Source organism: Sandaracinaceae bacterium (assembly GCA_016706685.1).
Lineage (GTDB): Bacteria > Myxococcota_A > Polyangia > Polyangiales > Houyiibacteriaceae > JADJJE01.
Genome location: JADJJE010000010.1, coordinates 1 through 21,336 on the forward strand (window position 1 = coordinate 1; position 21,336 = coordinate 21,336).

General features: G+C 69.6%; 18 protein-coding genes and 4 pseudogenes. 17 read left to right on the forward strand and 5 right to left on the reverse strand.

All coding sequences use genetic code 11. The features are described from left to right. Positions 1-243 precede the first annotated feature (243 nt). The 5 genes from IPI43_13330 (at position 244) to IPI43_13350 (ending at position 4,534) form a co-directional block, all read left to right on the forward strand. Complete coding sequence (locus IPI43_13330; GenBank protein ID MBK7775092.1) at positions 244-510, forward strand: hypothetical protein; 267 nt, start codon at positions 244-246, stop codon at positions 508-510. A gap of 585 nt (positions 511-1,095) precedes the next feature. Then, entirely contained in the window at positions 1,096-1,386 is a 291-nt protein-coding gene (locus tag IPI43_13335; GenBank protein ID MBK7775093.1) for a hypothetical protein, read from the forward strand. Between the two features lie 33 nt (positions 1,387-1,419). Beyond that, positions 1,420-1,611: a hypothetical protein gene (locus IPI43_13340; GenBank protein MBK7775094.1), complete on the forward strand. Its 192-nt coding sequence runs from the start codon at positions 1,420-1,422 to the stop codon at positions 1,609-1,611. 141 nt (positions 1,612-1,752) lie between these two features. Beyond that, entirely contained in the window at positions 1,753-1,947 is a 195-nt protein-coding gene (locus IPI43_13345) for a hypothetical protein (protein MBK7775095.1), read from the forward strand. A 2,350-nt stretch (positions 1,948-4,297) separates the two neighbouring features. Next, positions 4,298-4,534 carry a hypothetical protein gene (locus IPI43_13350; GenBank protein MBK7775096.1) on the forward strand — a complete coding sequence of 79 codons (237 nt, stop codon included), beginning with the start codon at positions 4,298-4,300 and terminating at the stop codon, positions 4,532-4,534. Positions 4,535-6,572: 2,038 nt separating this feature from the next. On the opposite strand, the gene IPI43_13355 is transcribed toward IPI43_13350, so the two are convergent. After that, positions 6,573-6,803, reverse strand: a complete 231-nt coding sequence (locus IPI43_13355; GenBank protein MBK7775097.1) for a hypothetical protein — start codon at positions 6,801-6,803, stop codon at positions 6,573-6,575. A 1,152-nt stretch (positions 6,804-7,955) separates the two neighbouring features. Here IPI43_13355 and IPI43_13360 point away from each other — a divergent pair. Then, positions 7,956-9,182 (forward strand): annotated as a pseudogene (locus IPI43_13360) (FAD-dependent oxidoreductase). A gap of 258 nt (positions 9,183-9,440) precedes the next feature. Here the strand turns inward: IPI43_13360 and IPI43_13365 are convergent. From IPI43_13365 to IPI43_13375, 3 genes are all read right to left on the reverse strand, one after another. Beyond that, on the reverse strand, positions 9,441-10,049 hold the full coding sequence (locus tag IPI43_13365) for a hypothetical protein (GenBank protein ID MBK7775098.1): 609 nt from the start codon (positions 10,047-10,049) through the stop codon (positions 9,441-9,443). 194 nt (positions 10,050-10,243) lie between these two features. Continuing rightward, positions 10,244-10,711 (reverse strand): SRPBCC family protein, encoded by a 468-nt coding sequence (locus tag IPI43_13370; protein ID MBK7775099.1) that lies wholly within the window; start codon positions 10,709-10,711, stop codon positions 10,244-10,246. Further along, the gene (locus tag IPI43_13375) at positions 10,663-11,259 is read right to left on the reverse strand and encodes an SRPBCC family protein (GenBank protein MBK7775100.1); all 597 of its coding nucleotides are present in this window, start codon (positions 11,257-11,259) and stop codon (positions 10,663-10,665) included. The genes IPI43_13370 and IPI43_13375 overlap by 49 nt, the downstream gene beginning before the upstream one ends. Before the next feature lie 29 nt (positions 11,260-11,288). Here IPI43_13375 and IPI43_13380 point away from each other — a divergent pair, with 29 nt between their 5' ends. The 11 genes and pseudogenes from IPI43_13380 to IPI43_13430 all read left to right on the forward strand — a co-directional run bounded on the left by IPI43_13380 (position 11,289) and on the right by IPI43_13430 (position 19,745). After that, complete coding sequence (locus IPI43_13380) at positions 11,289-12,164, forward strand: hypothetical protein (protein MBK7775101.1); 876 nt, start codon at positions 11,289-11,291, stop codon at positions 12,162-12,164. Then, positions 12,161-13,006: a hypothetical protein gene (locus IPI43_13385; GenBank protein MBK7775102.1), complete on the forward strand. Its 846-nt coding sequence runs from the start codon at positions 12,161-12,163 to the stop codon at positions 13,004-13,006. Before IPI43_13380 ends, IPI43_13385 begins: the two co-directional genes overlap by 4 nt. Before the next feature lie 39 nt (positions 13,007-13,045). Next, positions 13,046-14,214 (forward strand): annotated as a pseudogene (locus IPI43_13390) (DUF1016 family protein). Positions 14,215-14,246: 32 nt separating this feature from the next. Continuing rightward, positions 14,247-14,456, forward strand: coding sequence for a hypothetical protein (locus IPI43_13395; protein ID MBK7775103.1), 210 nt, complete (start codon positions 14,247-14,249; stop codon positions 14,454-14,456). Positions 14,457-14,693: 237 nt separating this feature from the next. After that, a complete protein-coding gene (locus IPI43_13400; protein MBK7775104.1) occupies positions 14,694-15,080 on the forward strand; it encodes a YciI family protein in 387 nt (128 codons plus the stop codon). 1 nt (position 15,081) lies between these two features. Further along, a pseudogene (locus tag IPI43_13405) lies at positions 15,082-16,321 on the forward strand (RNA polymerase sigma factor). Between the two features lie 38 nt (positions 16,322-16,359). After that, positions 16,360-16,764 carry a hypothetical protein gene (locus IPI43_13410; GenBank protein ID MBK7775105.1) on the forward strand — a complete coding sequence of 135 codons (405 nt, stop codon included), beginning with the start codon at positions 16,360-16,362 and terminating at the stop codon, positions 16,762-16,764. A 49-nt stretch (positions 16,765-16,813) separates the two neighbouring features. Continuing rightward, positions 16,814-17,291 (forward strand): annotated as a pseudogene (locus IPI43_13415) (SRPBCC family protein). A gap of 19 nt (positions 17,292-17,310) precedes the next feature. Further along, positions 17,311-17,772 (forward strand): GyrI-like domain-containing protein, encoded by a 462-nt coding sequence (locus IPI43_13420; protein MBK7775106.1) that lies wholly within the window; start codon positions 17,311-17,313, stop codon positions 17,770-17,772. 44 nt (positions 17,773-17,816) lie between these two features. Continuing rightward, positions 17,817-17,996 carry a hypothetical protein gene (locus IPI43_13425; GenBank protein ID MBK7775107.1) on the forward strand — a complete coding sequence of 60 codons (180 nt, stop codon included), beginning with the start codon at positions 17,817-17,819 and terminating at the stop codon, positions 17,994-17,996. A 66-nt stretch (positions 17,997-18,062) separates the two neighbouring features. Continuing rightward, positions 18,063-19,745, forward strand: a complete 1,683-nt coding sequence (locus IPI43_13430; protein ID MBK7775108.1) for an endoglucanase A — start codon at positions 18,063-18,065, stop codon at positions 19,743-19,745. Positions 19,746-19,756: 11 nt separating this feature from the next. Here IPI43_13430 and IPI43_13435 read toward each other — a convergent pair whose 3' ends face one another. Next, the gene (locus IPI43_13435; GenBank protein ID MBK7775109.1) at positions 19,757-21,280 is read right to left on the reverse strand and encodes a hypothetical protein; all 1,524 of its coding nucleotides are present in this window, start codon (positions 21,278-21,280) and stop codon (positions 19,757-19,759) included. Positions 21,281-21,336 lie beyond the last annotated feature (56 nt).

Consider the following 21,336-nt stretch of genomic DNA (forward strand, 5'->3'; position numbering starts at 1 on the left):
GCAGGGCGCGCCTGGCGGCCGGGCTCGTGGCGGGCCCTGGCGGTGACGGGGGCGCTGGGCTGGTTCGGTGAATTGCGCTCGCTCCCACTCGACAGAGTCCGCTCCCGTCCACGCGCATCGCAGGGCCGCGGCAGCCAGCGGGGCAGCCACTGGAGTGGTCGATGGCTCTGGGCCCGGCGCCACACGTTCGGCCCGCTGCGCGGCGGGGCGACACCGGGGCTGCGGCGGCGCCGATGCCCCATCGTGGAGCTAACGGGCGACATCGACGACGACGCGTCGCTGCCGTGCGACCGTCGCTACCGGCTGCGCTTCAACGTGGTGTTTGCGCCCGGGCGCCATGACCATCGCCGGGACGCCACGTTGGTGGGGGACCACGAGACCAAGGGCACGCTCCGTGATCATGCCCGGGGCGCGCCGATCGCGGACGCAGCGCGCGACCTGCCCATCGTGTTCACCAGCGAGCGGGGAGCCGTCCGAGAGCGGCGCGCGCCGGGGACTGGGGCGGCGTGAACTCATGGGGCGCGCGCCCACCAACCTGCGCGGCGCCGAGGGGCAGAGCGTGCGCGGTCGCGTCAGGCCTGCTGCGCGATGGCGGAAATGCGGCGGCGACGACCCGACGGTTTAGCAGCGGCGTGCTGCGCTTCGTGCGCATCGGTACCCCGGCATCGCCATCGCCCAACAACGAGCTGAACGGGCTGACGCTGTGGCGGGGTGGGGCGCGGCACGGTCATCGAGCACGTGTAGGTGCGCAACACGGTGGACGACTGCTTCGAGTTCTTCGGAGGCGCCGTCGACGCACGCTACCTGGTGTGCGAAGTCGCCCGGAGACGACGGCGTGGACTGGGACTTCGGCTACACCGGGCGCATCAGTTCGTGGTGGTCATGGACGACCCCGCTCGGCTCCGGCGGGACCAGCAGCGCCTTCGAGGGAACAACGATCACAACGGGTCGCTGTACGAGCCGCGGAGCGCGCCGACCCGCTCTTCAGCGCACGACCCTCTGCGGGAGCAGGTGGTCACGGGGAGCGCGTGACGCGCGGGATGCACTGCGGCGCCACCGGCTGACACTAGACGCAACCTGGTCACGGGCTTCCACGTGGGCCGCGAGGATCTGGGTGAGAGCGTGGAGGCGCGGCTGCTCGGCACGGCGTTCTTCGGACAGCGCCAAGCGGACTACACGGCCTCGGAGGCCCCAGCCACATCGCTCGAGGTGGGGGTGGTCGCGTGTCGCAGCGGCTTGGCCGCCGTGCGCCCGCGCGAGGCGCTGATCGGTGGCGCCGTCACGCCGCCGCGCGATGCGTTCTTCGACGCCGAGGCCCGCTACCTGGGCGCGTTCCGCGATGCTAGCGATGGCTGGGCCACGGGTGCGTGGGCCACCGCACGCTAGCGGTTGGCTCACCAGGCCCTGTATAACCAACGTGTGACACAAACCTCGATCCACCTCCCCACCACGCTCACCCTCGACCAGTACCGCACCGTGGCCGAGTGTGTGGTGCGCGTGCTACCCGGGACTCGAACCGCACCGAAGACATCATCACCGCCCGGGAGGCTCACCGCCCAGGCGCAGCTGGTGTATCTGCAGACCAGCGAGGGTGATGCAGACGGGCGATAGCCCCAGGCTACGATGCGCGAGCGCCCGACTTCGTGAACGTGGACATGGACGCGCTGCGTGCCCTGCCGCCCGAGACGCTGGGCGGTGCGCTGGCGCGCTGTGCTTCGAACGCAGACCCAGGCTCGACGCAAGCTCTATGGCGTGCCCACGCTCTACACGAGCGACCCGGAGCGCGCGTACACAGTTGCGCGCATTCGGCAGTGCCACGACCTCTGGCACATGCTCACGGGCTTCACCATCGCGGAGGGCACGACGAAATCCTGCTGCACGCGCCTTCCAGCTCGCCCAGACGGGCATGCCCAGCTCGGTGGCGCTGATGGCGCTTCGGGTCGCTGAAGCACATGCTGCTGGAGGCGCGCTTCGGCGCGCTGCGCCCCCGCAAACAACGGGCCTACACCGCCGGGAGCCGCGCCGCCGAGCCGCTGCTGCCGGTGTACTGGGAGCGCTACTTCGAGACCGCTCGACAGCGTGCGCGCGCTACGGCATCCGCGCGTGGAGCCGCGCCGATCACGACCACGCGGCCGTTTCGCCTGGTAGGCCCGGTGGCGGCCTGGGGGGTGCGTGGGTGGGGGTGCGCGTGCCCGCGAGGCTGGCTGCGGGGCTGGGCTGCACCACGCCCGAGCCGCTGCTGGCTGCCGCCACCGTGACGCCCACCGGTGAGCGCTGGGCGGGGATGCGCAGCGCGCCTACCGCGTGCACTCCACCAACGGCAGGCGCTTCGTGGAGCCACAGCCACTGCGGGTGCTGTGGAAGCCACTGGCCTCGAGTCGCAGGTGAGAACCGGCGACCCGCGCGTGTTCTTCGTGGTCCACCCGCAGGCCACCGTGGATGCCCGCTCGCCGCAGGTGTTCCGCTGCTGAACCGCGCCGGCGAAAGCCTGCGTGGTGGAGGAGTGGTGCGCGCCGTGGTGCTTTCGAGCGGCGTCTCCATGAACCTCCCAGAGCAAGCCCCCGACCTCACGCCTGCCCCGCGGCGCTGGCGCCCGAGGTGGACCCCGCCGGCTGCGGGTCGGCCGAGGTGGCGCTTCCGGGAGCCCACACCGAGGCCCGCCTCGCGCCCGTGCCGCTGCGGCGCGGATCGCGCGAGGTGCTCGAAGGAATTGCGCACGCTTCCGAGACGATGCTGCGGGCCACCCCTGACCTTCGCGCCCAGCCCGGGTGGCGGCTCGGCAGGGCTGCCCGCCACCCTGCGCTTCGACTTCAGGACGACGTGCGCCACCACGTGAACCTGCGCGTGGAGCAACATCGATCAGAGGCGTTTTTGCAGAAGGCGGGTTTTTTTTTGTGTTGAAGGTTGGGCAGCTTTTTTTTTTTTTTTTTTTTTAAGAGGGCCCCCGCGTGGAGACCATCGCCGAGACGCGCGACGTGGGGCTGGGGCCGGCTGCACACCGCCGGACGGTGACCCGCAACACCATCCTTGGACGGCGCGAATACGGAATCGGGTGGGAGGCGCATCGGCAAGGAGTGGGCACGCCCCGCGGTGATCTCGCGTAACCCTGGAAGGGCTTATGCTTATCGGTCCCACTCCTCCCCCTCCGTGCCCGCCCAGCTGCTCCTCTTCGCATGGCTGGGCGGGTGCGGAAAGCGCTGCCGGGCACGGGTGACCAAGGCCAGGGCCTGCCGGACGCCGGCCCGCACGAGCAGCGCTGGGAGCACTGCCCGCCGGCCAGCAGCTTCGTGGGCGAGTCGTCTTGGCCCATGACGGTCACGGCCACGAACAGAGCGCTCATCTACTGCACCCGCGCGTGGGCGGGGGCGGACGCTGCAAGAGGAGCTGGCTGCGAAGCGCCAGCTGCGCGTGGTGCCCGGCAATTCTACCGCCTCCCGGGCGCAGGCGACACACCTACGCCTTTCGCCTGCCGCTGTGCGTGGCCCTCGCGAGTGACCCGGGGCCCACGTCCACCGGCGCGGCGGGAACAGCTCACGCACACCTCGTGACGTCTACGAGGAGACACACCACCAGCTGCACTTCCAGCAGGCGCTCACCGGTAGCGCCTCAGAACTTCTCGCCGGTGCAGGTGGCGGTGTGTTCCCAGGCCCGTGCTGGACGGCAGCCCGGTCGATCCGTTCGGTGGCAGCGGCTTCACGTTCTTCTTCGAGGCTGTGCGCGAGCGGCGACTGCACGCAGGGTGGCGCTCTCTACTTCGACTCCTGCACCCATGACTCCACCCTCCACCAGCACCACGTCACCTTTCGAGGGCAGCGCCGGGTGCCACCGACTTGCGCATCGAGGCAGAGCCCCGCCAGCACCGAGCCGGCCGCCTTCGTGCGCGCCCCGGCGAAAGTTCGAGGGGTGTGACCTTCGACCAGCGCGATATTTCATGTTGGTCTACAACCCGTCGCATCACCACTTCGGCGGCAGTTCGCCGTGCTGTTCGACGCGCCCATCGACGGCGTGTGCGGCATCGAAGTGGAGGGCCTCGAGAAGCCCTGGGACGACTACACGCCGGACACCGCGTATGCGGTGGACTGCGCCTTCGAGCGCCTGCGTGAGAGCTGGACAGTGGCGCACACCTGGGAGCAGAGAAGAATGACGCTGCGGCGCGCTGCTCGGTCTGCTGCTGCTGGCACACGCGGGCACGCAGCGAAGCGCACAGCACCGGAGACGCCGGAAACGGCGACGCTGGCGAAGCTGACGCTGGACTCGTGCTTCGCGGGCATCCCCTTCCACCGGCGACGCCCCGTGGGTGGTACCTGGAAGCTTCGAGAACGACGATGGCAGCGTCCGCGGTGCGCCTGGCCCGTCAGCCGGGGACCGTCCGTCCGTCGGCGAGACCTATGCCTACGACATGGTGCGCTTCGGCATCGAGCGTGATGGCGTGGTGGAGTGCATCACCGACCAGGACGCGCTGGCGTACGACTTCGGGCACCACAACTGGAGTTGTTTACGGCCACGACCGAGGGCCGCGCGACGTACCTCGTGACCATGCGCTTCGACGTGGCGGCTGAGCCGGCGGTGTGGGTGGACACTTTGCAGGTCAACGAAGCCGCCCCCATGACCCTGCACGCCACGGCCTGTGACGCGACCCCCTTGGATCTCAACCACTGCTTGCCGCGAGAAACATGTTCCGTGACCCACGAAACACCCTGCCCCTCGACATTGCCGCGCTCGTCGCTCCCGCGCTCCTCGCCCCTGCGTTGCTGCTGGGGCTGTGGCTCGGCGGCTGCGGCGACTCGAACGGCAGCCCAAACCCGACGGTGGCCCCGCGCCCATGGACGGCGCCATCGGGGGCCCCGGCTTTCTCCGGAGCGGATCGACACGCGCGCCCAGTACGACAGCCTCGCGGCCGACGGGGTGGTGGAAATTACCTGACCATCGTGGACGGGCGCGAGCCACTGGTGCCGGACGCCGACTGCCTGTTCCAGAACTCGCGGCGCTTTCCGTTTCCACGCCCAGTTCCTGCGGACCGTCTTTGCGTTCAGCGACCTCAGCTTCAGGCACCTACGTGAACTTCGTGCTGCGCAACGCCACCCGCGGCGCGCGTGGGGTGGGGCCATCGAGCGGCGCGACCGCATCACGCACCCGCTCAGCGGCGCGCCGGGCATCTACATCTACTACGCGTATCAAGAGCGTGAGAGCCCGACGAGAACCTGACCGTCGCGCGGATCCTCGGTGGGCAGCCGCCGCCTCAAGGCCTGCGCCACCGCTCACGGCCAGCTCGCTGGTGTTCGTGCCCAGCATCCTCGAGCAGGAGAACAGTACCACATCCGCCCGCTGGTGGGCGAGAACAACGCCGCCAGCGTGGCCGTGCGCTTCCCGGCCGACCTGGTGGAGCGCAGGTACGAGGAGCCTACAGCGTGGGGAGAGCTGGCGGCTACCTGCACGTGGTGCCAGCCGGCACGGCGGTGCCGGACTACGGCTCGCGCACGACGTGCTGGTGCTCGAGGCCGCGCCACCGACCTGACCACGCTGGCGGGCGCGATCTCCCACGCTGCCGCAGAGGCTCGCTGAGCCACTCCAACCTGCGCCTGCGCAGCGCGAGGCTGTTTAACGTCATGCTCACCAGCGCGTACACGGACGGCCGCGTGCAGAGCGCTCGAGACCAGCTGGTGCACGTGGTGGCCACCGAGACCGAAGCTGACCCTCGAGTCGGCTTGCTGGCGAGGCGCAGGCCTACTGGGACGCTGCACAGCCCCATGGTGGGCCCCGTCTGCGAGAACGCGACCCTCGGTGACCGCGCTTCCGGGGCATGGACCCGCTCACCCACACGAGGACATATCGCCCACGGCGCGAGAGAGGCCGCGAAGATCTGCGGGCCGAGAAGCTGCACGCCATCCTGCCGGCGGCGAATCGTGTGGAAGGCTTCGGCATCCCGTTCAGCGCCTACCGCGACTTCATCGAGCACAACAACATCTCGACGCGGACATCACCGCGCGCTCTTGGCCGACCCGCAGGTGGACACCGACCGGGGCTACCGCGACTAACGCCCTCGACAATCTGCGCGACGCCATCCGCGACGGCGCGCTGCAGCCAACTGCCCCACGGCGCTGGGGGCGCGCCTGCGCGAGGTCTACGGCAACGGGGTCGAGACGCAGTTCATCCGCTTCCGCTCCAGCACCAACGCCGAGGACCTGGACGAGTTCAGCGGCGCGGGGCTGTACGACTCGAACGGGCTGCCTGGGCGACGACCTCGACAGCGACAACACGGGCGATCGGTCTGCCCTGAAGCACCGCGCACCGCGAGTGGATCGAGGCCGAGCTGGTGCAGCGCCGCGCTGGGCAGACCGCCCGCGGCTTGCTGGTGGCTGGCCGCCATCATCGCGGACCGCCGAAGGCGACCTGGTGGAGGAGAAGCGCTCGCCGGGCCCTCGTGAAGGTCTGGCGCAGCCTCACTGGAACCTGCGCGCCCACGACGAGCGCGAAGTACTGCAAGCATCCCGCACACCGACGTGGCGCATGGGCATCGCCGTGCAGCCACCTTCGTGCTCGAGCGCCAGGGAGTCGGTGGCCATCCGCCAACCTCACGCCCGACGCGGGCGGCGGTCTACCGTGGTCTCGCAGCTGGGCGAGGTGGGCATCGTGCGGCCCATCGACCCGGGTGCCGTGCCCGAGACGCTCACCTTCCGGCGCAGCGGCAACAGCGCCACGAGCGCGTTACAGGTGGTGGTGCCGTCGTCGCTGTCGCCCGGCGCGGCCGCGCTCTGGAGCCCGCCGAGACCACCACGCTGGCCTCGCTGCTCTTCACCGTGCACGACCACTTCGCCACGAACGTGTATCCGGACTTCACGGACCTGCGCGCCGACATCGAGGATCGAGGTGACGTCCGTGTGACCCCATCGTGATCAAGCAGGCGCGCCCGTACCTGGCCGTGGAGCCGTAGCGTCTGTCCGCCACGGGATCGTCGCGTCAGAGGAACCCCGGGCTGGGGCCCACTGCTCGAACTCCGCTCTGCGCCCACGTTCTGGAGAACAACGTGGTCAAGGCGCCAACGGGCGAACCCTTGACCGTCGAGAACATCAGCATCGGGAACGTGAAGGAGGGACCTCTCATCTCCAGCGACACCGGAAGAGCAAGGTCACCTGCGTCGTTCGCGACGCGCCCGCGAACTGGAGGTCGGGTATTGAACAGGGTCGTCCCACGTGGCCACGAGCTGGTCGTGAAAGTCGACCTTCGGAGGACCTCCACCCGGAGGCCGATGCACCACGCCCGTAGCCCTCGACCGGTACGGAGCGGGAGGCGGCGAACGGAACCGCTCGCCGTCGAGAACCGCGAGAAGTTTCTCAGATTGCCCCCACGCGATTTCTCGTCTGCGCCGAGCGAGAAGATGACGTCTGGGGCCTGAAAACTCTTCTCCGGAGGCACGGAGGAGTCGCCGCACTGCGCGATGAAGGGAACCCACGAGAGGGCGATCCTGTTGAAGAACGCCTCGTCCAACGCACCTCGAGGCCGTCACTTCCATGGGTGCTTGGTAGCGCCTGCTCGCGGGCAAGCTTGGTCCCGACGATGTCAGCGGTTTTTTACGCCGACTCTGCGGCGTCGCCGAGTATCACCTCGTACGACTGGGTCGTCGGACGCAGCTCAGTAGAACGCGACCCGCTCCGACGCGACGCTGCCTTCACCCCATTCGCCAAGAGACACGAAAACGTAGCGATCTCTTCGTGCGCGTCGTGGTTCGAGGAGGGGCCTGGCGGTGCTGCTGGTGGAGCAGCGCGACTTCGCGTGGGGCACGTCAGCCGGTCGTCGAAGATGGTGCACGGTGGCCTGCGCTACCTGGCGCAGGGTGACTTCAAGCTCACGGGACGCCCTGCGCGAGCGCGAGCGGCTGCTGCGCGAGGCGCCCACGCTGGTGACGCGAGGCGGGCTACTTCTGGACCCATCGCGGGGGCAGTCCCCGGGCGCATCGCGCTCGGGCTGGCGCTCGAGCTGTACGACCGCATGGCGGGCATCCGCGACCATCACTTCGTGCCGCGGCAGGAGTACCTGGAGCGCGTCCCCGGCCTCAACTCGGAAGGGCTGCGGGGGCGACGTACTTCACGGACTCCCTCGTGGACGACGCGCGCCTGGTGCTGCGCGTGCTGGACGAGGCCCGCGCCGACGGGGCGCTGGCCATCAACTACATGCGCGTCACGGGGCTGCTGCACGAAGGCCCGCGCGTGGCCGGGGCGCGCATCGAGGACGTGGTCAGCGGCGCCAGCTTCGAGGTGCCTGCCCGCGTGGTGATCAACGCCACCGGTGCCTGGGCCGACGGCCTGCGCGGCCAGCTGGTGAGTGAGACCAAGGTGCGCCCCCTGCGCGGCAGCCACCTGGTGTTCGCGCGCGAGCGCCTGCCGCTCCGCGAGGTGGTGGGCTTCCTGCACCGCAAGGACAAGCGCCCCGTGTTCGTCTACCCGTGGGGTGGCGCCACCGTGGTGGGCACCACCGACCTGGACCACCGCGCCCCGCTGAGCGACGAGCCACGCATCACCGAGGAGGAGCTCGCCTACCTGCTCGGCGGTTTGCAGCGCGAGTTCCCGCAGGCCGGGCTCGGGCGCGAGGACGTGGTCTCCACGTGGGCCGGCGTGCGCCCCGTGGTGGCCTCGGGCAAGGGCATCAGCCCGTCGAAGGAGCGCCGTGACCACGTGGTGTGGGACGACCGCGGGCTCATCACCGTGACGGGCGGGAAGCTCACCACCTTCCGCTCCATCGCGCTCGACGCGCTGGCCAAGGCGGCGCCGCACGTGCCGGGCCTCGACGCGCGCGACGACCGGGCGCCCACGTTCCGGCGAGTGGAGCGCCTGCCCGCGAGCACCCTGCCGCAGCCCGTGCTGGACCGTCTGGTGGGGCGCTACGGCCCCCTCGCGGCGCGCTTCGTGGCCGAGATGCCCGCGAGCGAGCTCGTTCCCATCGGCGGGACCGACACGCTGGTGGCGGACCTGCGCTGGGCCGCGCGGCACGAAGCCGTGGTGCGCCTCGAGGACCTCCTGCTGCGCCGCACGCGCCTCGGCATCGTGCTGCCCGACGGAGGCAGCGCGCAGGTGGAGCTCATCAAGCGCACCGTCCAGGCGGAGCTGGGGCTGAGCGACGAGGCCTACGCGGAGGCATGGAGCACGTATCTGCAGCTGGTGCGCTCGTCCTACGGGCTGCCCGGGTAGTACATCGCGTCAGAGATCTCGGCGGGTTGGCGCCAGGGGAGCGATTGATCTCGCTGCAAGGTCCCCCTGAAGGGTGGGCCCAGGTGGCGAGCGCCTTTCGGCGGGGATATTGCAGCGGGGCCTACGGGTTGTCGATCTCGGGCTTCCCGTGGTGGGTGCCGAGCCTGGTCCTGCCCCGGCTTCCGCCGGGTGCCACGCACCTGGCACAAAGCCCCCCCCCTGACTCACGACGGTGGGATCGCCACGGCCACCGCCAGACTACGGGGTGTCGCGCGGCTGCAGACACAGCACGCGGAGCGCTTCGTGTGTGGGGTCCGTGCCCGAGATGGACGCCATGCACGCGTCGACCTCGGCGCGACGCTGCGCCCAGGCCGCATCCTGCTGGATGTCCAGCACAGGCTCGATGCTGGCGAGGAGGACCATGGCGAGCACGGCAGCCGCCTCGGGGACGTACCAACGCCAGCGTCGCGGCGCGCGGCCCTCCGCGTGCACACGCTGAGCGATCTCGGCGAAGCGGCCCTCGCGCGCGACGTCGAGCGCCCAGCCGAGCATCCCCGACCGGTCTCGGACGAACAGCTGCGCCCGCTCTAGCTCCTCGAGCGCAGCCTGAGCCCCTGTGCTGGGCGAACCAGGGCGCGGGGCTTCCAGGACCTCGGAGAGCTGCTCCCACGGGGTGACGCGCTCGCGCAGGAACCCCACGCGACGAATCGACCGAGCGCCGATCAGGATGCTCCCGCGCAGCCGGACCCTGGTCAGGACGACCGGCAGGAGAAGCAACACCGGGACCCAGCCCAGCAGGGTCCAGTCGCCCCCGCCGTGGACCAGCGCGCGAACGAGCTGGGGGACCGCGAGGGCGAGCGGCAGCACGAGGACGTGGCCGAGCAGATAGCGAAGATCGTGGCGCCCTTGGTATGCGCGGGCAGGAAGACGACGTGGTCGGACTCGAGATGCGCCGGAGGCTCACGGTAGGGGTTCATGGCGCCGGTTGTCGACGCTCGCGCGGCGCGTTTGCTTGGCTCGCGCGAATTCTCGTGACGCGGCGGCAGCCCCTGCCGTGCGGCCTATGGCCCAGCGTTCATGTCGCGCAGGTGGCGGTCCACCGCGCGGCGCATGAGTGGCGCGATCAGCCGGAGCAGCAGCCCCCCCCACCACGTGCGCGGGTGCAGCTCGAAGCTGCGCACGACCCGACAGCCGGTGGGCGTGGGCTCGAAGACCCAGCGCTCGATGAAGTGCGTGGCGAAGCGGCTGAGGGGCGCCGTGAACTCGCTCATGCGCATCACGATGTCGCCCGTGTCGAGCCACGCCGTGATCTCCTCCACGTGGCTGGACCCGTCGCGGTTGGTCACGGCGATTTGCGTCCCCACCACGCCATCCGTGCGCCGCCGGAAGCGCGCCTCTCGGATGCCGGGCAGGGGCCCGTAGCCGCGGAAGTCGGGCCAGTTCTCGAGCGTCAGCACGGCTTCGCCCACCTGCGCGGGGGTCAGCCGCAGCTCGCACAGGGAGCGCACATGGATGGGCGGGCGGGCCATGAGCCTGCTAGTGCGCCGAGCTGAGCAGCCGCTCCAGCTTGGCGAGGCCGCGCTCGAAGTCGGCCCCCAGCATGCTGTCCATGCCCACGATGGCGTCCATCGCGCGGCCCATGAAGCTGAGCTCGCCCTCGATGGTCCAGGTCACGCGTGTCTGCGCCCTGCGGCGCGAGCTCCATGTAGACCACCGCGTGGTCGTCCATGGGCGCCGTGAAGTGCAGCGCATAGTCCACGCGCGTGGGGGTGATCGCCGTGATCTCCATGCGGCCCGAGCCCACGTCCTCGCCGGCCCACGTGTACCAGGCGCCCACGCCCGAAGCCGGGTCCGAGTACTCTTTGATCGACGTGGGCTCGAGCTCGTCCCACGGGTTCCAGAGGATCCACTGGCGCAGGTCCGTGAGGTAGGGCGCCACCACCTCGGGTGTCCCACTCACCACCTGACTGCGCACCACGGTGTAGCTCGTGGGCCGCGTGGCCACGTACGCGCAGAAGCCGGCAATGGCGAGGGCCAGGACACCCAGCACCCCGAGAGCGATCTTCTTCTTCGACATGCGCGCGAGGGTAGCTGGTACGGTGGCCCATGTCTGCTGACTCCTCTCGCGCCCCGCTGGTGTTCGGCGTGGTGTTCTTCTCCCTGATCGCCACGGTCATCGCGCACGTCATCGGCGGCAGCAACCCGTACACGCCCGCGGGCTCCGAGGGCTACGTGTTCCACCAGCCGCTGGTGATCGGGCAGCGCGAGTTCATCGAGGTGCAGCGCGGGCCCACCTCCACGGGCTGGCGTTGGGCGCAGCAGGTCATCAACCTGGACATGCGCGTGGCCACCTACACCGAGCAGATGCAGATCTTCAGCCTCGACAACCTGGAGGTCACGTTCGAGGTGCACGCCCGCATCCGCCTGCGGCCAGGCACCGCCCGCGAGGTCATCGAGCGCTATAGCGGTGCGGACTGGTTCGCCACCAACGTGCGCCGTCCGTATGTGACCGCCACGCGCGAGTCGGTGCGCACGCACGCCGCGTTCGCCATCAAGGACGCGAGCGTGGCCATCGGAGAGGCCATCCTCGCCCGCTTGCGCGAGGAGTACGCCGACAAGCCCTTCGAGTTCATGTCGCTGTCCATCGGCAACATCGAGTACCCGTCCTCGGTGACCGAGCGCGTGGTGGCCAACCTGGCCGCTGAGCAGCGCCGCCAGCGCCGCGAGGTGGAGCGCCAGATCGCGGAGTCCAACGCCGCCATCCGCGAGGTGCGCGCGCGCGGCGAGGCCGAGGCCCAGCAGATCGAGCAGGAGACGCTCACGCCGCTCTTCGTGCAGCACGAGGCGGCCGACCTGTACCGAGCGCTGGCCGACGAGACCGAAGACGAAGACGGTGTGGCGCGCGCCCGTGTGGTGATCGTCATGCCCACCCGCAGCGACCGTGCCGGCGTGCCCCGCATCTACCAAGGAGAAGCCCGATGAAGTCCTCCTCCATCAGCTTCGCGCTCGGCGTGCTCGCGGCCCTCTCGGGGCTGCTGGGCGGCTGCTCCAACGAGTCCACCTCCGAGGGGCACGTGGGCTACATCTACCACCAGCCACTCGTGTTCGGGGAGGCGCGCTACGTGGGCACCCAGGTGGGCCCCACCTCCACCGGCGTGGCCTGGCAACTCTACGTCATCAACGTGGACGTGAGCGCCAAGAACTACACCGAGGAGTTCCACATCCTGAGCCGCGACAACCTGACGGTGGGCTTCGAGTGCCACGCGCGCATCGCCGTGCGCGGCGCGGCCGTGCGCACACTCATCGAGGAGATGGGCTCGGGCGAGACGGTGCCCAACACCACCTGGCCCGAGTGGTACGAGCGCGCGGTCCGTCAGCCCTACCGGAGCGCGGTGCGCGACATCGTGCACGAGTACGAGGCCTACGACATCCAGACCAAGACGCAGGAGATCAGCGTGGCCATCCTGCAGCGCCTGCGCGAGGAGTACGCCGACTCGCCCATCGAGTTCGAGTCCATCTCCATCGGCAACATCGCCTACCCCGACGAGATCAACGCCGAGATCCAGCGCAAGCTGGCCGCCGAGCAGGACCTCGAGCGCATGGCCCGCGAGCGCCAGATCGCCGAGCAAGAGGCGCAGATCGTGGTCACCAACGCACGTGGCCGCGCCGCGGCTCAGCGCATCGTCAACGAGACGCTCACTCCGCTCTACGTGCAGCACGAGATGCTGGAGAGCTTCACGCAGCTGTCGCGGTCCGCGCGCGTGACGGTCATCGCCACGCCCACGAACGACACGGGGGGGTCGCCGGTGGTGCTGGGGCTCTAGCGCGCGAGAATCGCGGAGAGCCGCCGACAACGGGCAGGCATGACTCCGCGCAAGCACGCTCAGCGTCTCCCTCCCACGTCCCAGAAGCCGAGGACCAAGGCGGACGGGGTCTCCCCGCCCCGGCGATCACGGGGGGACGCCATCGAGAAGGCTACTCCCGCAGCGCTCCCCGAGGACGAGGCCACCGTCGCGACGCTCGTGCGTAACGTCGGAGCCATGATCGACGTGGCGCGTCGACAGGTTGCGGTCACGACGAACGCGACCCTGACAGGACTCTACTGGCAGATCGGTCGGCGTGTACGCACTGAGGTGCTCGACGAACGCCGCGCGGCGTACGGGGAGGTGATTGTCTCCGCAGTGGGGAGACAATTGGAGGCGGACTACGGGCGCGGCTTCGGCGAGAAGAGCCTGCGACACATGATCCGTTTCGCGCAGGCTTTCCCGGACGCGGAGATTGTCTCCGCACTGCGGAGACAATCGTCGTGGACGCATTTCAAGCAGCTCAGCTACATCGACGATGAGCTGAAGCGCACCTTCTACGCCGAGATGTGCCGGGTCGAGGGGTGGTCCACACGCGCCCTCACCGAGCGCATCGACGGCATGCTCTTCGAACGCACCGCTCTGTCGAAGAAGCCGGACGCGCTCGTCCGCAAGGAGCTGGCCGCCCTTCAGGACAAGAGCGAGCTCTCCCCCGCGCTCGTATTCCGCGATCCGTACGTGCTCGACTTCCTCGAACTTGCCGACGCGTACAGCGAGAAGGACCCTCGAGACCGCGATCCTCCGAGAGATGGAGCATTTCCTCCTCGAGCTTCGGCACGGGCTTCGCGTTCGTTGCTAGGCAGAAGCGCATCACGCTCGATGGCGACGACTACTACCTCGACCTCTTGTTCTTTCATCGACGGATGCGGCGCCTCGTAGCCGTCGAGCTCAAGATCGGTGACTTCAAACCCGCAGACTCCGGTCAGATGCAGCTGTACCTGAGCTGGCTCGATCGCCACGAGCGCCAGCCTTCCGAGCAGCCCCCGCTCGGAATCATCCTTTGCGCAGGCAAGAAGCGCGAAACAGTCGAGTATCTGGATCTCGACGCACGGGGCATCCACGTCGCTGAGTACGTGACCGAGCTGCCTCCTCGCAAAGTGCTCGAGGAACGTCTGCACCGCGCGATCGAAGCCGCTCGGAACCGGGTTGTACCGGGCAGAGACAGATGACCAACCAGGGGTCCTTGATGTAGGAATGGGGCATGTCTGGATGGAGCCGCATCAGCGGCCGTGAAGCCGAAACCCTCGAGCGGGAGCTGCTGCGCGAGCTTCCGACTGGGCACGTCCTGACGATGCTGCCAGTCCGAGCGTTCGCGCGCCGGCTCGACCGCGACGACGTCGCCTTCGAGCTCAAGGACGGCCGACGCTGCGTGGTGCACCTCACGTGGCGTGTCGGAGCCGATCCAGATTGACCCCACTGGGCCTTCGTGAACGAGCTTCCTGAGGAGGATGCCGGCCACGATTAGACATATCAGCGGCCCCCAGCGAGAGTCGCTGGCGGGCCGCTACTTTCTTTGAATTCACCTCGGCACGACGTCGCGCTGGGGTCACTCACTGCGGGGACCTCGAAAAAAACCACCGCCCATGTCGGCAGCGGCTAGCCTCGTTCGTCCTCGCTACACCCCCCGGACGAAGGGAGCCCCTGACCGATGCTTTACGCCCTGCTTTGCTACAATTCCGAAGACGTCGTCTGTGCCTGGACCAAGGAGGAGGACGACGCCGTGATGGCGCGCCTCGGGGTGGTGCACGAGCGCTGGGAGCGGGCCGGGAAGCTGAAGCCGGCCATCCGCCTGCTGCCGACCACGGCGGCCACCACGCTGCGCAAGGCCGATGGCCTGGTGCTGGACGGGCCGTATGCCGAGACCAAGGAGCAGCTGCTGGGGTTCTACATCGTGGACGTCGAGTCTCTGGAAGAGGGGCTGCAGTTCGCGCGCGAGCTGACCGAGGCCAACCCGGGCGGCGCCTACGAGCTACGCCCAGTGGGGCTCTACCTGCCGGGCGCGCCCATCACGGGCACGCAAGGCTCCGGAGCCTGACGTGAGCGACCTCGGGTACATGCAGGGCGCCCTCGGTGCCGCGCGCCCGCGCGCCGTGGCGGCGCTGCTGCGCTACTTCCGCAACCTCGACCTCGCGGAAGAGGCCTACCAGGAGGCGTGCCTGCGGGCGCTCAAGGTGTGGCCCGAGAACGGCCCCCCCGCGTGACCCGGCCAGCTGGCTCATCATGGTGGGCCGCAACGCCGCGCTCGACAGCGTGCGCCGCAGCGCCAAGCAGACGCCGCTCTGCGAGGCCCCGCCCGAGCGCGTGCACGGCCTGCCCACAGACACCGAAGCCGAGCTGGTGGAGCGCCTGGACGACAGCCACTACCGCGACGACGTGCTGCGGCTGCTGTTCATCTGCTGTCACCCGGAGCTGCCGTCCACGCAGCAGATCGCGCTCGCGCTGCGCATCGTGTCGGGGCTGAGCGTGCCGCAGATCGCGCGCGCCTTCGTGGTGACCGAGGCCGCCATGGAGCAGCGCATCACGCGGGCCAAGGGCAAGGTGGCCGCCGCGGGCGTGCCCTTCGGCAACCCCACGCCGGCCGAGCGCGCCGAGCGCCTGGGGGCCGTGGCCGCCATGCTGCAGCTGGTGTTCAACGAGGGCTACAGCGCGGCCGCCGAGCCCGAGCGCGCGCCCCTGGCGGACGAGGCCATCCGGCTCATGCGCCTCTTGCTGCGCATGTTCCCGGCCGAGCCCGAGCTCATGGGGCTCTTGGCGCTCATGCTGCTGCAGCACTCTCGGGCGAAGGCGCGCTTCAGCGCCGCGGGCGAGCCCATCCTGCTGGACGACCAGGACCGCTCGCGCTGGGATGCACGCCTCATCCACGAGGGCCTCGCGCTCATCGACAAGGCCATGCGCCACCGCGCGCCCGGTGCTTACCAGGTTCAGGCCGCCATCGCCGCGCTGCACGCGCGCGCCAGCACGCCGGCCGACACCGACTGGGCGCAGATCGACCTCTTGTACGGCACGCTCGAGCGCCTGACGCCTTCGCCCGTGGTCACGCTCAACCGCGCGGTGGCCGTGTCCAAGGTGCGTGGCCCCGAGCCCGCCCTCGCCATGCTGGAGCCACTGGGCGAGCGGCTGGCCGGCTACTTCCACTTCCACGGCCTGCGCGGCGGTCTGCTCTTGCAGCTGGGCCGCCCGCAGGAAGCCCGCGCGGCGTTCGACCGCGCCATCGCCCTCGCCACCACGGCCGCCGAGGCAGCGCACATCCGCATGCACCTCGACCGCCTGCGCTGACCCTCTGACCCCGAGCCCCGAGAACTGGAGAATCCGTCATGTCCCGCAAGATCTTCGTCAACCTGCCCGTCAGAGACCTGCCTGCTTCGCGTGGGTTCTATGCCGCGCTGGGCTTCACGTTCAACGAGCACTTCTGCGACGACACCGCTGCATGCGTGGTCATCTCCGAAGACATCTTCGCCATGCTGCTCACCCACGAGAAGTTCACGTCGTTCACCGAGCGCGCCATCCTGGATCCCCAAAAGCAGATCGAGGTGCTGAACTGCCTCTCCTGCGACAGCAAGGAAGAGGTGGACCGCGTGGCCGGCGCCGCCCTGACCCACGGCGGCAAGGAGCCGCGCCCCACCACCGACATGGGCTTCATGTACTACCGCACGGTCGAAGACCTGGACGGACACACCTGGGAGTTCATGTGGATGGACCCAGCCGCCATCCCGGGCTGAGCTCCCGCCACCACCCTTCCCGCTCACCACATCACCGAGAGACACCGTCATGACCACCGAGATCACTCCCATGGACGAGCGCGAGCTCGTGCTCACCCGCCTCGTCGACGTGCCCGCCGAGAAGCTCTACCGCTGCTGGACCGAGCCCGCCCTGCTCACGCAGTGGTTCGCGCCGCTGCCATGGACCACCCCGCACGCCGAGCTGGACGTGCGCGCCGGCGGCGCCAACCGCATCACCATGCGCAGCCCCGAGGGCGAGGACATGCCGAACGAGGGCATCTACCTCGAGGTGGTGCCCAACGAGAAGCTGGTGATCACCGACGCGTTCCGCGCGGGCTGGATGCCCACCGCCGCCGCGTTCATGGTGATCGTGCTGACGTTCACGCCGGAGGACGGCAAGACGCGCTACATCGCACGCGCCCGCCACTGGACCAAGGAGGCCGCCGAGCAGCACGCCGCAGATGGGCTTCCACACGGGCTGGGGCATCTGCGCCGACCAGCTGGTCGCGCTGGCCAAGACGCTCTGAAGCAAGAAGGGACACCGCCATGCTCGACACGCCCGTCATCCTCGAGACCACCCCGCTGATCACCGCGTGCGTGCACGTCACCGTGGCGCGCGACCAGATCCAGCACGTCATGGGCCCCGCCATCAGCGAGGTCTACGGCGCCATCATGGCGCAGCAGCGCACACCCACGGGGCCGTGGTTCACGCACCACCACCGCATCGAGCCCACGCTCTTCGAGTTCGACGCGTGCGTGCCCATCGACCAGCCCATCACGCCGGTGGGGCGCGTGTTCGCTAGCGAGTGGCCGGCCACGCGCGTGGCGCGCGTGATCTACAGCGGCCCGTATGAAGGGCTCGGCGAAGCCTGGCCCGAGTTCAAGGCCTGGCTCGAGCGCGAGGGCCACACGGGCCGCAGCGACCTGTACGAGCGCTACCTGGTGGGCCCCGAGAGCACGCAGGACCCGGCGGAGTACCGCACGGAGCTGATCCAGCCGCTCGCGTGACGCGAGGGCTGTCCGCGAACGATGGAAGCGGGTATCCAAGCCACATGACCAAAGAGACCGGTGGCGATGACGAGAGCAAGCGGGACGGATCAGGTGGAGCACCTCCTTCCGTATCCAGCGATGACGCCAAGGAGCATGCGCTGCTTCACGAGCTCGACCGGGCGCTCGCGAGCGGCCGTGCTCAGCCTGGTGTGTTCGAGCGTCTGACGGCCAAGACGCGCTGAGCTGCGGCAACTGGGTTCGGCGCCCAACGCTTGCGGTGCCGCCCGTTGCCGGGGTAGGGATCATGGATGACCCGCGCCGCGTTCCTGGTTGTGCCCGCGCTCGCTGTGCATGCGCTGTGCTTCGTGATTGGCTGCGGTGGAGGCGGCGACGGAACGCCGGACGATGCGGGTCCGAATGCGGACGGTGGCCAAGGCATGGACCAAGCCATCGATTCGGCCATCGTGGACCTGGGCCCCGAAGAGCCCATCACCCCCGATGACCCCGGCGCGGCCGACGTGCGCTTCGAGATCGCGTCGGCCAGCGACCGCCACGCGATCAGCCCATGGATCTACGGGTCCAACCAGGTGGACGATGGCGACACGCACGGCGTCTCCATGGGCCGCATCGGGGGCAACCGCTGGACGGCCTACAACTGGGAGACCAACGCGTCCAACGCGGGCTCCGACTACCTGTACCAGAACGACACCTACCTCGGCGGCGGCTCGGCTCCCGGAGGCGCTGTCGCTGGGCCCGTGGGCGACCTGCACGACGCGGACCTCGGCGCGCTGCTCACCGTGCCCATCGCGGGCTGGGTGTCGGCCGACACCACGGGGCCCACGCCCAGCGACGGCAGCGGGCGTGGCACACGCTTCCTGCCAACAGAGGCCACTGGGGGCACGCTCGGGGGCGCGCCCAGCCTGAGCGACGGCACCGTCTACACCGACGAGTTCGTGGACTGGGTGCGGCGCACGCTCATGCCCAGCGGCACGGTGTTCTTCTCGCTCGATAACGAGCCCGACCTCTGGTCCAGCACGCACTCCGAGATCCACCCCACCGCGGTCACCTACGCCGAGCTGGTCACGCGCAACGTGGAGCACGCCACGGCCATCACCAGCGTGGTGCCAGCTGCCGTGGTCTTCGGCCCCGTGAACTACGGCTACGCCGGCTTCATGAACCTGCAGGCCGCGTCCGACGCCATGGGGCGCGACTTCATCGACTTCTACCTGGACGCGATGAGCGACGCCGAAGACACCGCAGGGCGCCGCCTGGTGGATGTGCTGGACGTGCACTGGTACCCCGAGGCGCAGGGCGGGGGCGTGCGCATCACCGGCGACGAGACGGGCGATGCCATCGCGACCGCGCGCATGCAGGCCCCACGATCGCTGTGGGACGCGAGCTACACGGAGACCAGCTGGATCACGGGCTGCTGCAGCGACGGCGCCATCCGCTTGATCCCGCGGCTACAGGACAAGATCGACGCGCACTACCCTGGCACGGGCATCGCCATCACCGAGTACAACTACGGCGCGGCCGGGCACATCTCGGGCGGCGTGGCGCAGGCCGACGTGCTGGGCATCTTCGGACGCGAGGGCGTGTTCGCGGCCATGTGGTGGCAGCTCTCCGCCGAGCGCGCCTTCGTGGACGGCGCGTTCGAGATGTTCCGCGACTTCGACGGTGCGGGCTCGCGCTTCGGTGACACCTCCATCTCGGCGACCACGTCCGACGTCGCGCGCGTGTCCGTGTATGCCAGCGTGGACGCGGCCACCTCGGGCCGCATGGTGGTGGTGGCCATCAACCGCAGCAGCCAGGCGCTCTCGGCCGGCATCCGCATCGCCCACACGCGGCAGTTCAGCTCGGCGCGCGTCTTCCGACTCACCGCGGCGTCCCCGTCCCCGGCCGCCGATGGAACCGTGACGCTCTCCCTGACCAACGCGCTGACGGTCATGCTCCCCGCGCGCAGCGTGACCACCCTCGAGCTGGTGCCCTGAGGGCACCGGCGTCACAGCGTCACGGCGGCGGCGGCGCGGGCGGCCCACGTGGACCAGTCACGACGTATGTCGTCGAACGTGGTGGTGCCGGTGAGGGTGTAGTTGGACTCCGTGATCTCGGTCGCGGCGCACACGCTCGCCGTGGGACCGGTGACGCAATAGATCCCGCGCCTCGAGCTGTCGGTCCGCGCCAGGGCCCGCGCGACGAGACGGAACTCGTTGCCGCTGGCGTCCGTGCCTTGCGCGGAGGCGCCAGCGACCGTCACGTTCTGGATTCCAGCGGCGCGCAGCGCCCCGCCCAGCGCCTCTCCCTGCGGGAGCAGCTGGCCCTGCAGCTGCGCGAGGATGCGCTCCCTCACCGCGGTCCCAGGGCCGCGCACGGCCAACGCCACCACGCTGCCCTGGACGCGCGAGACGTTGATGCCGGGCCCGGTGCTCTCCACCGTGACCGTCACCGTCTGTCCGCGCTGGCCCGTCGCGACGAACGACCAGTCCACCAGCGGGTCCTGCGGTCGCTGCTCCCTGGGCACGAAGCCATAGCCCACGAAGCGAGCGCTCACGGCAAGGGCGCTGGGGGCCGCCGCGAGGGGCGGATCGGTCAACGGGGGGATCGTGGGCGGCCACTGGTCGATGGCCGGCTGTACCGCTGCTTCGGCTTGCTGTTGCGCCACGGCGGCGACCGCGCTGGCCATGTTGGCGTCGTTCTCGGCCTGACGGTCGGCTTCCTCCTGCTCGGTCATGTGCTCGGACACGAGCGAGACGATGCTGCCCACGACCACCAGCGCCGTGAGCACGGCGCCGGCCACCACGAGCTTCGTGCGATGTGTCTTGGCCAGCGTGAGCAGCGGCACAGGCGTCTCGCCGCGCAGGCGCGCCGCCCGGGACCGGATCCTGTCGATGGCAAAGGCCCCCAGCGCCCCGCTCAGGGCTGACACCATCAAGGCAAAGAGCCCGTTGACGATGTAGCCGTTGGTGAGGAACGCCAGGACACCGGTCAGGTTCATGAGCGCGAAGCCAGTGGCTGCCACCGCGAGCGCCCAGTGGGCCAGCATGGCTGGCATGTCCAGCCCGGGGAGCCGCGGGAAGTCGGTCCCCCGCGCGGGGAAGCCCTGCGCCGCAATCCCCTGCGTGAGCCACGGGGTGTATCCCGCGACGAACGCCTCCTGGCCCTCGTACCCCGCGAGCTTCTTGGGCACCAGGAACTCGTACACGAGCCCGTTGGCGAGTGTCAGGCGCATCCCGATGGATCCGAGCGCGAACGCCTGGAACGTCTCCGCCTTCACCAGGTCAGCATGCTCGATGGCGGCCGGTGAGCCCGCCTTTCGACCAAAGAGCCGGCCACCGCGCGTGAACAGCAGCAGGCGTTCGTTGGTCACGGCCACCTGAAAGTCTTCGAGGTACGCAAAGCGGATGAAGCGCAACGTCCGCACCAGCGCGGGGACCTGGCGCTCCACGTAGGCGGTGCTGGTGACGGCCTCACCCGGACGGAGGTGCGGGGCGGCCATGGCGGCGATCGCGGCGTCGTGCGCTTGCATGGCGGAAAGCTAGACCGCGCGTGGCGTGGAGCTCCCTTATTGGCACCTTAATTCGT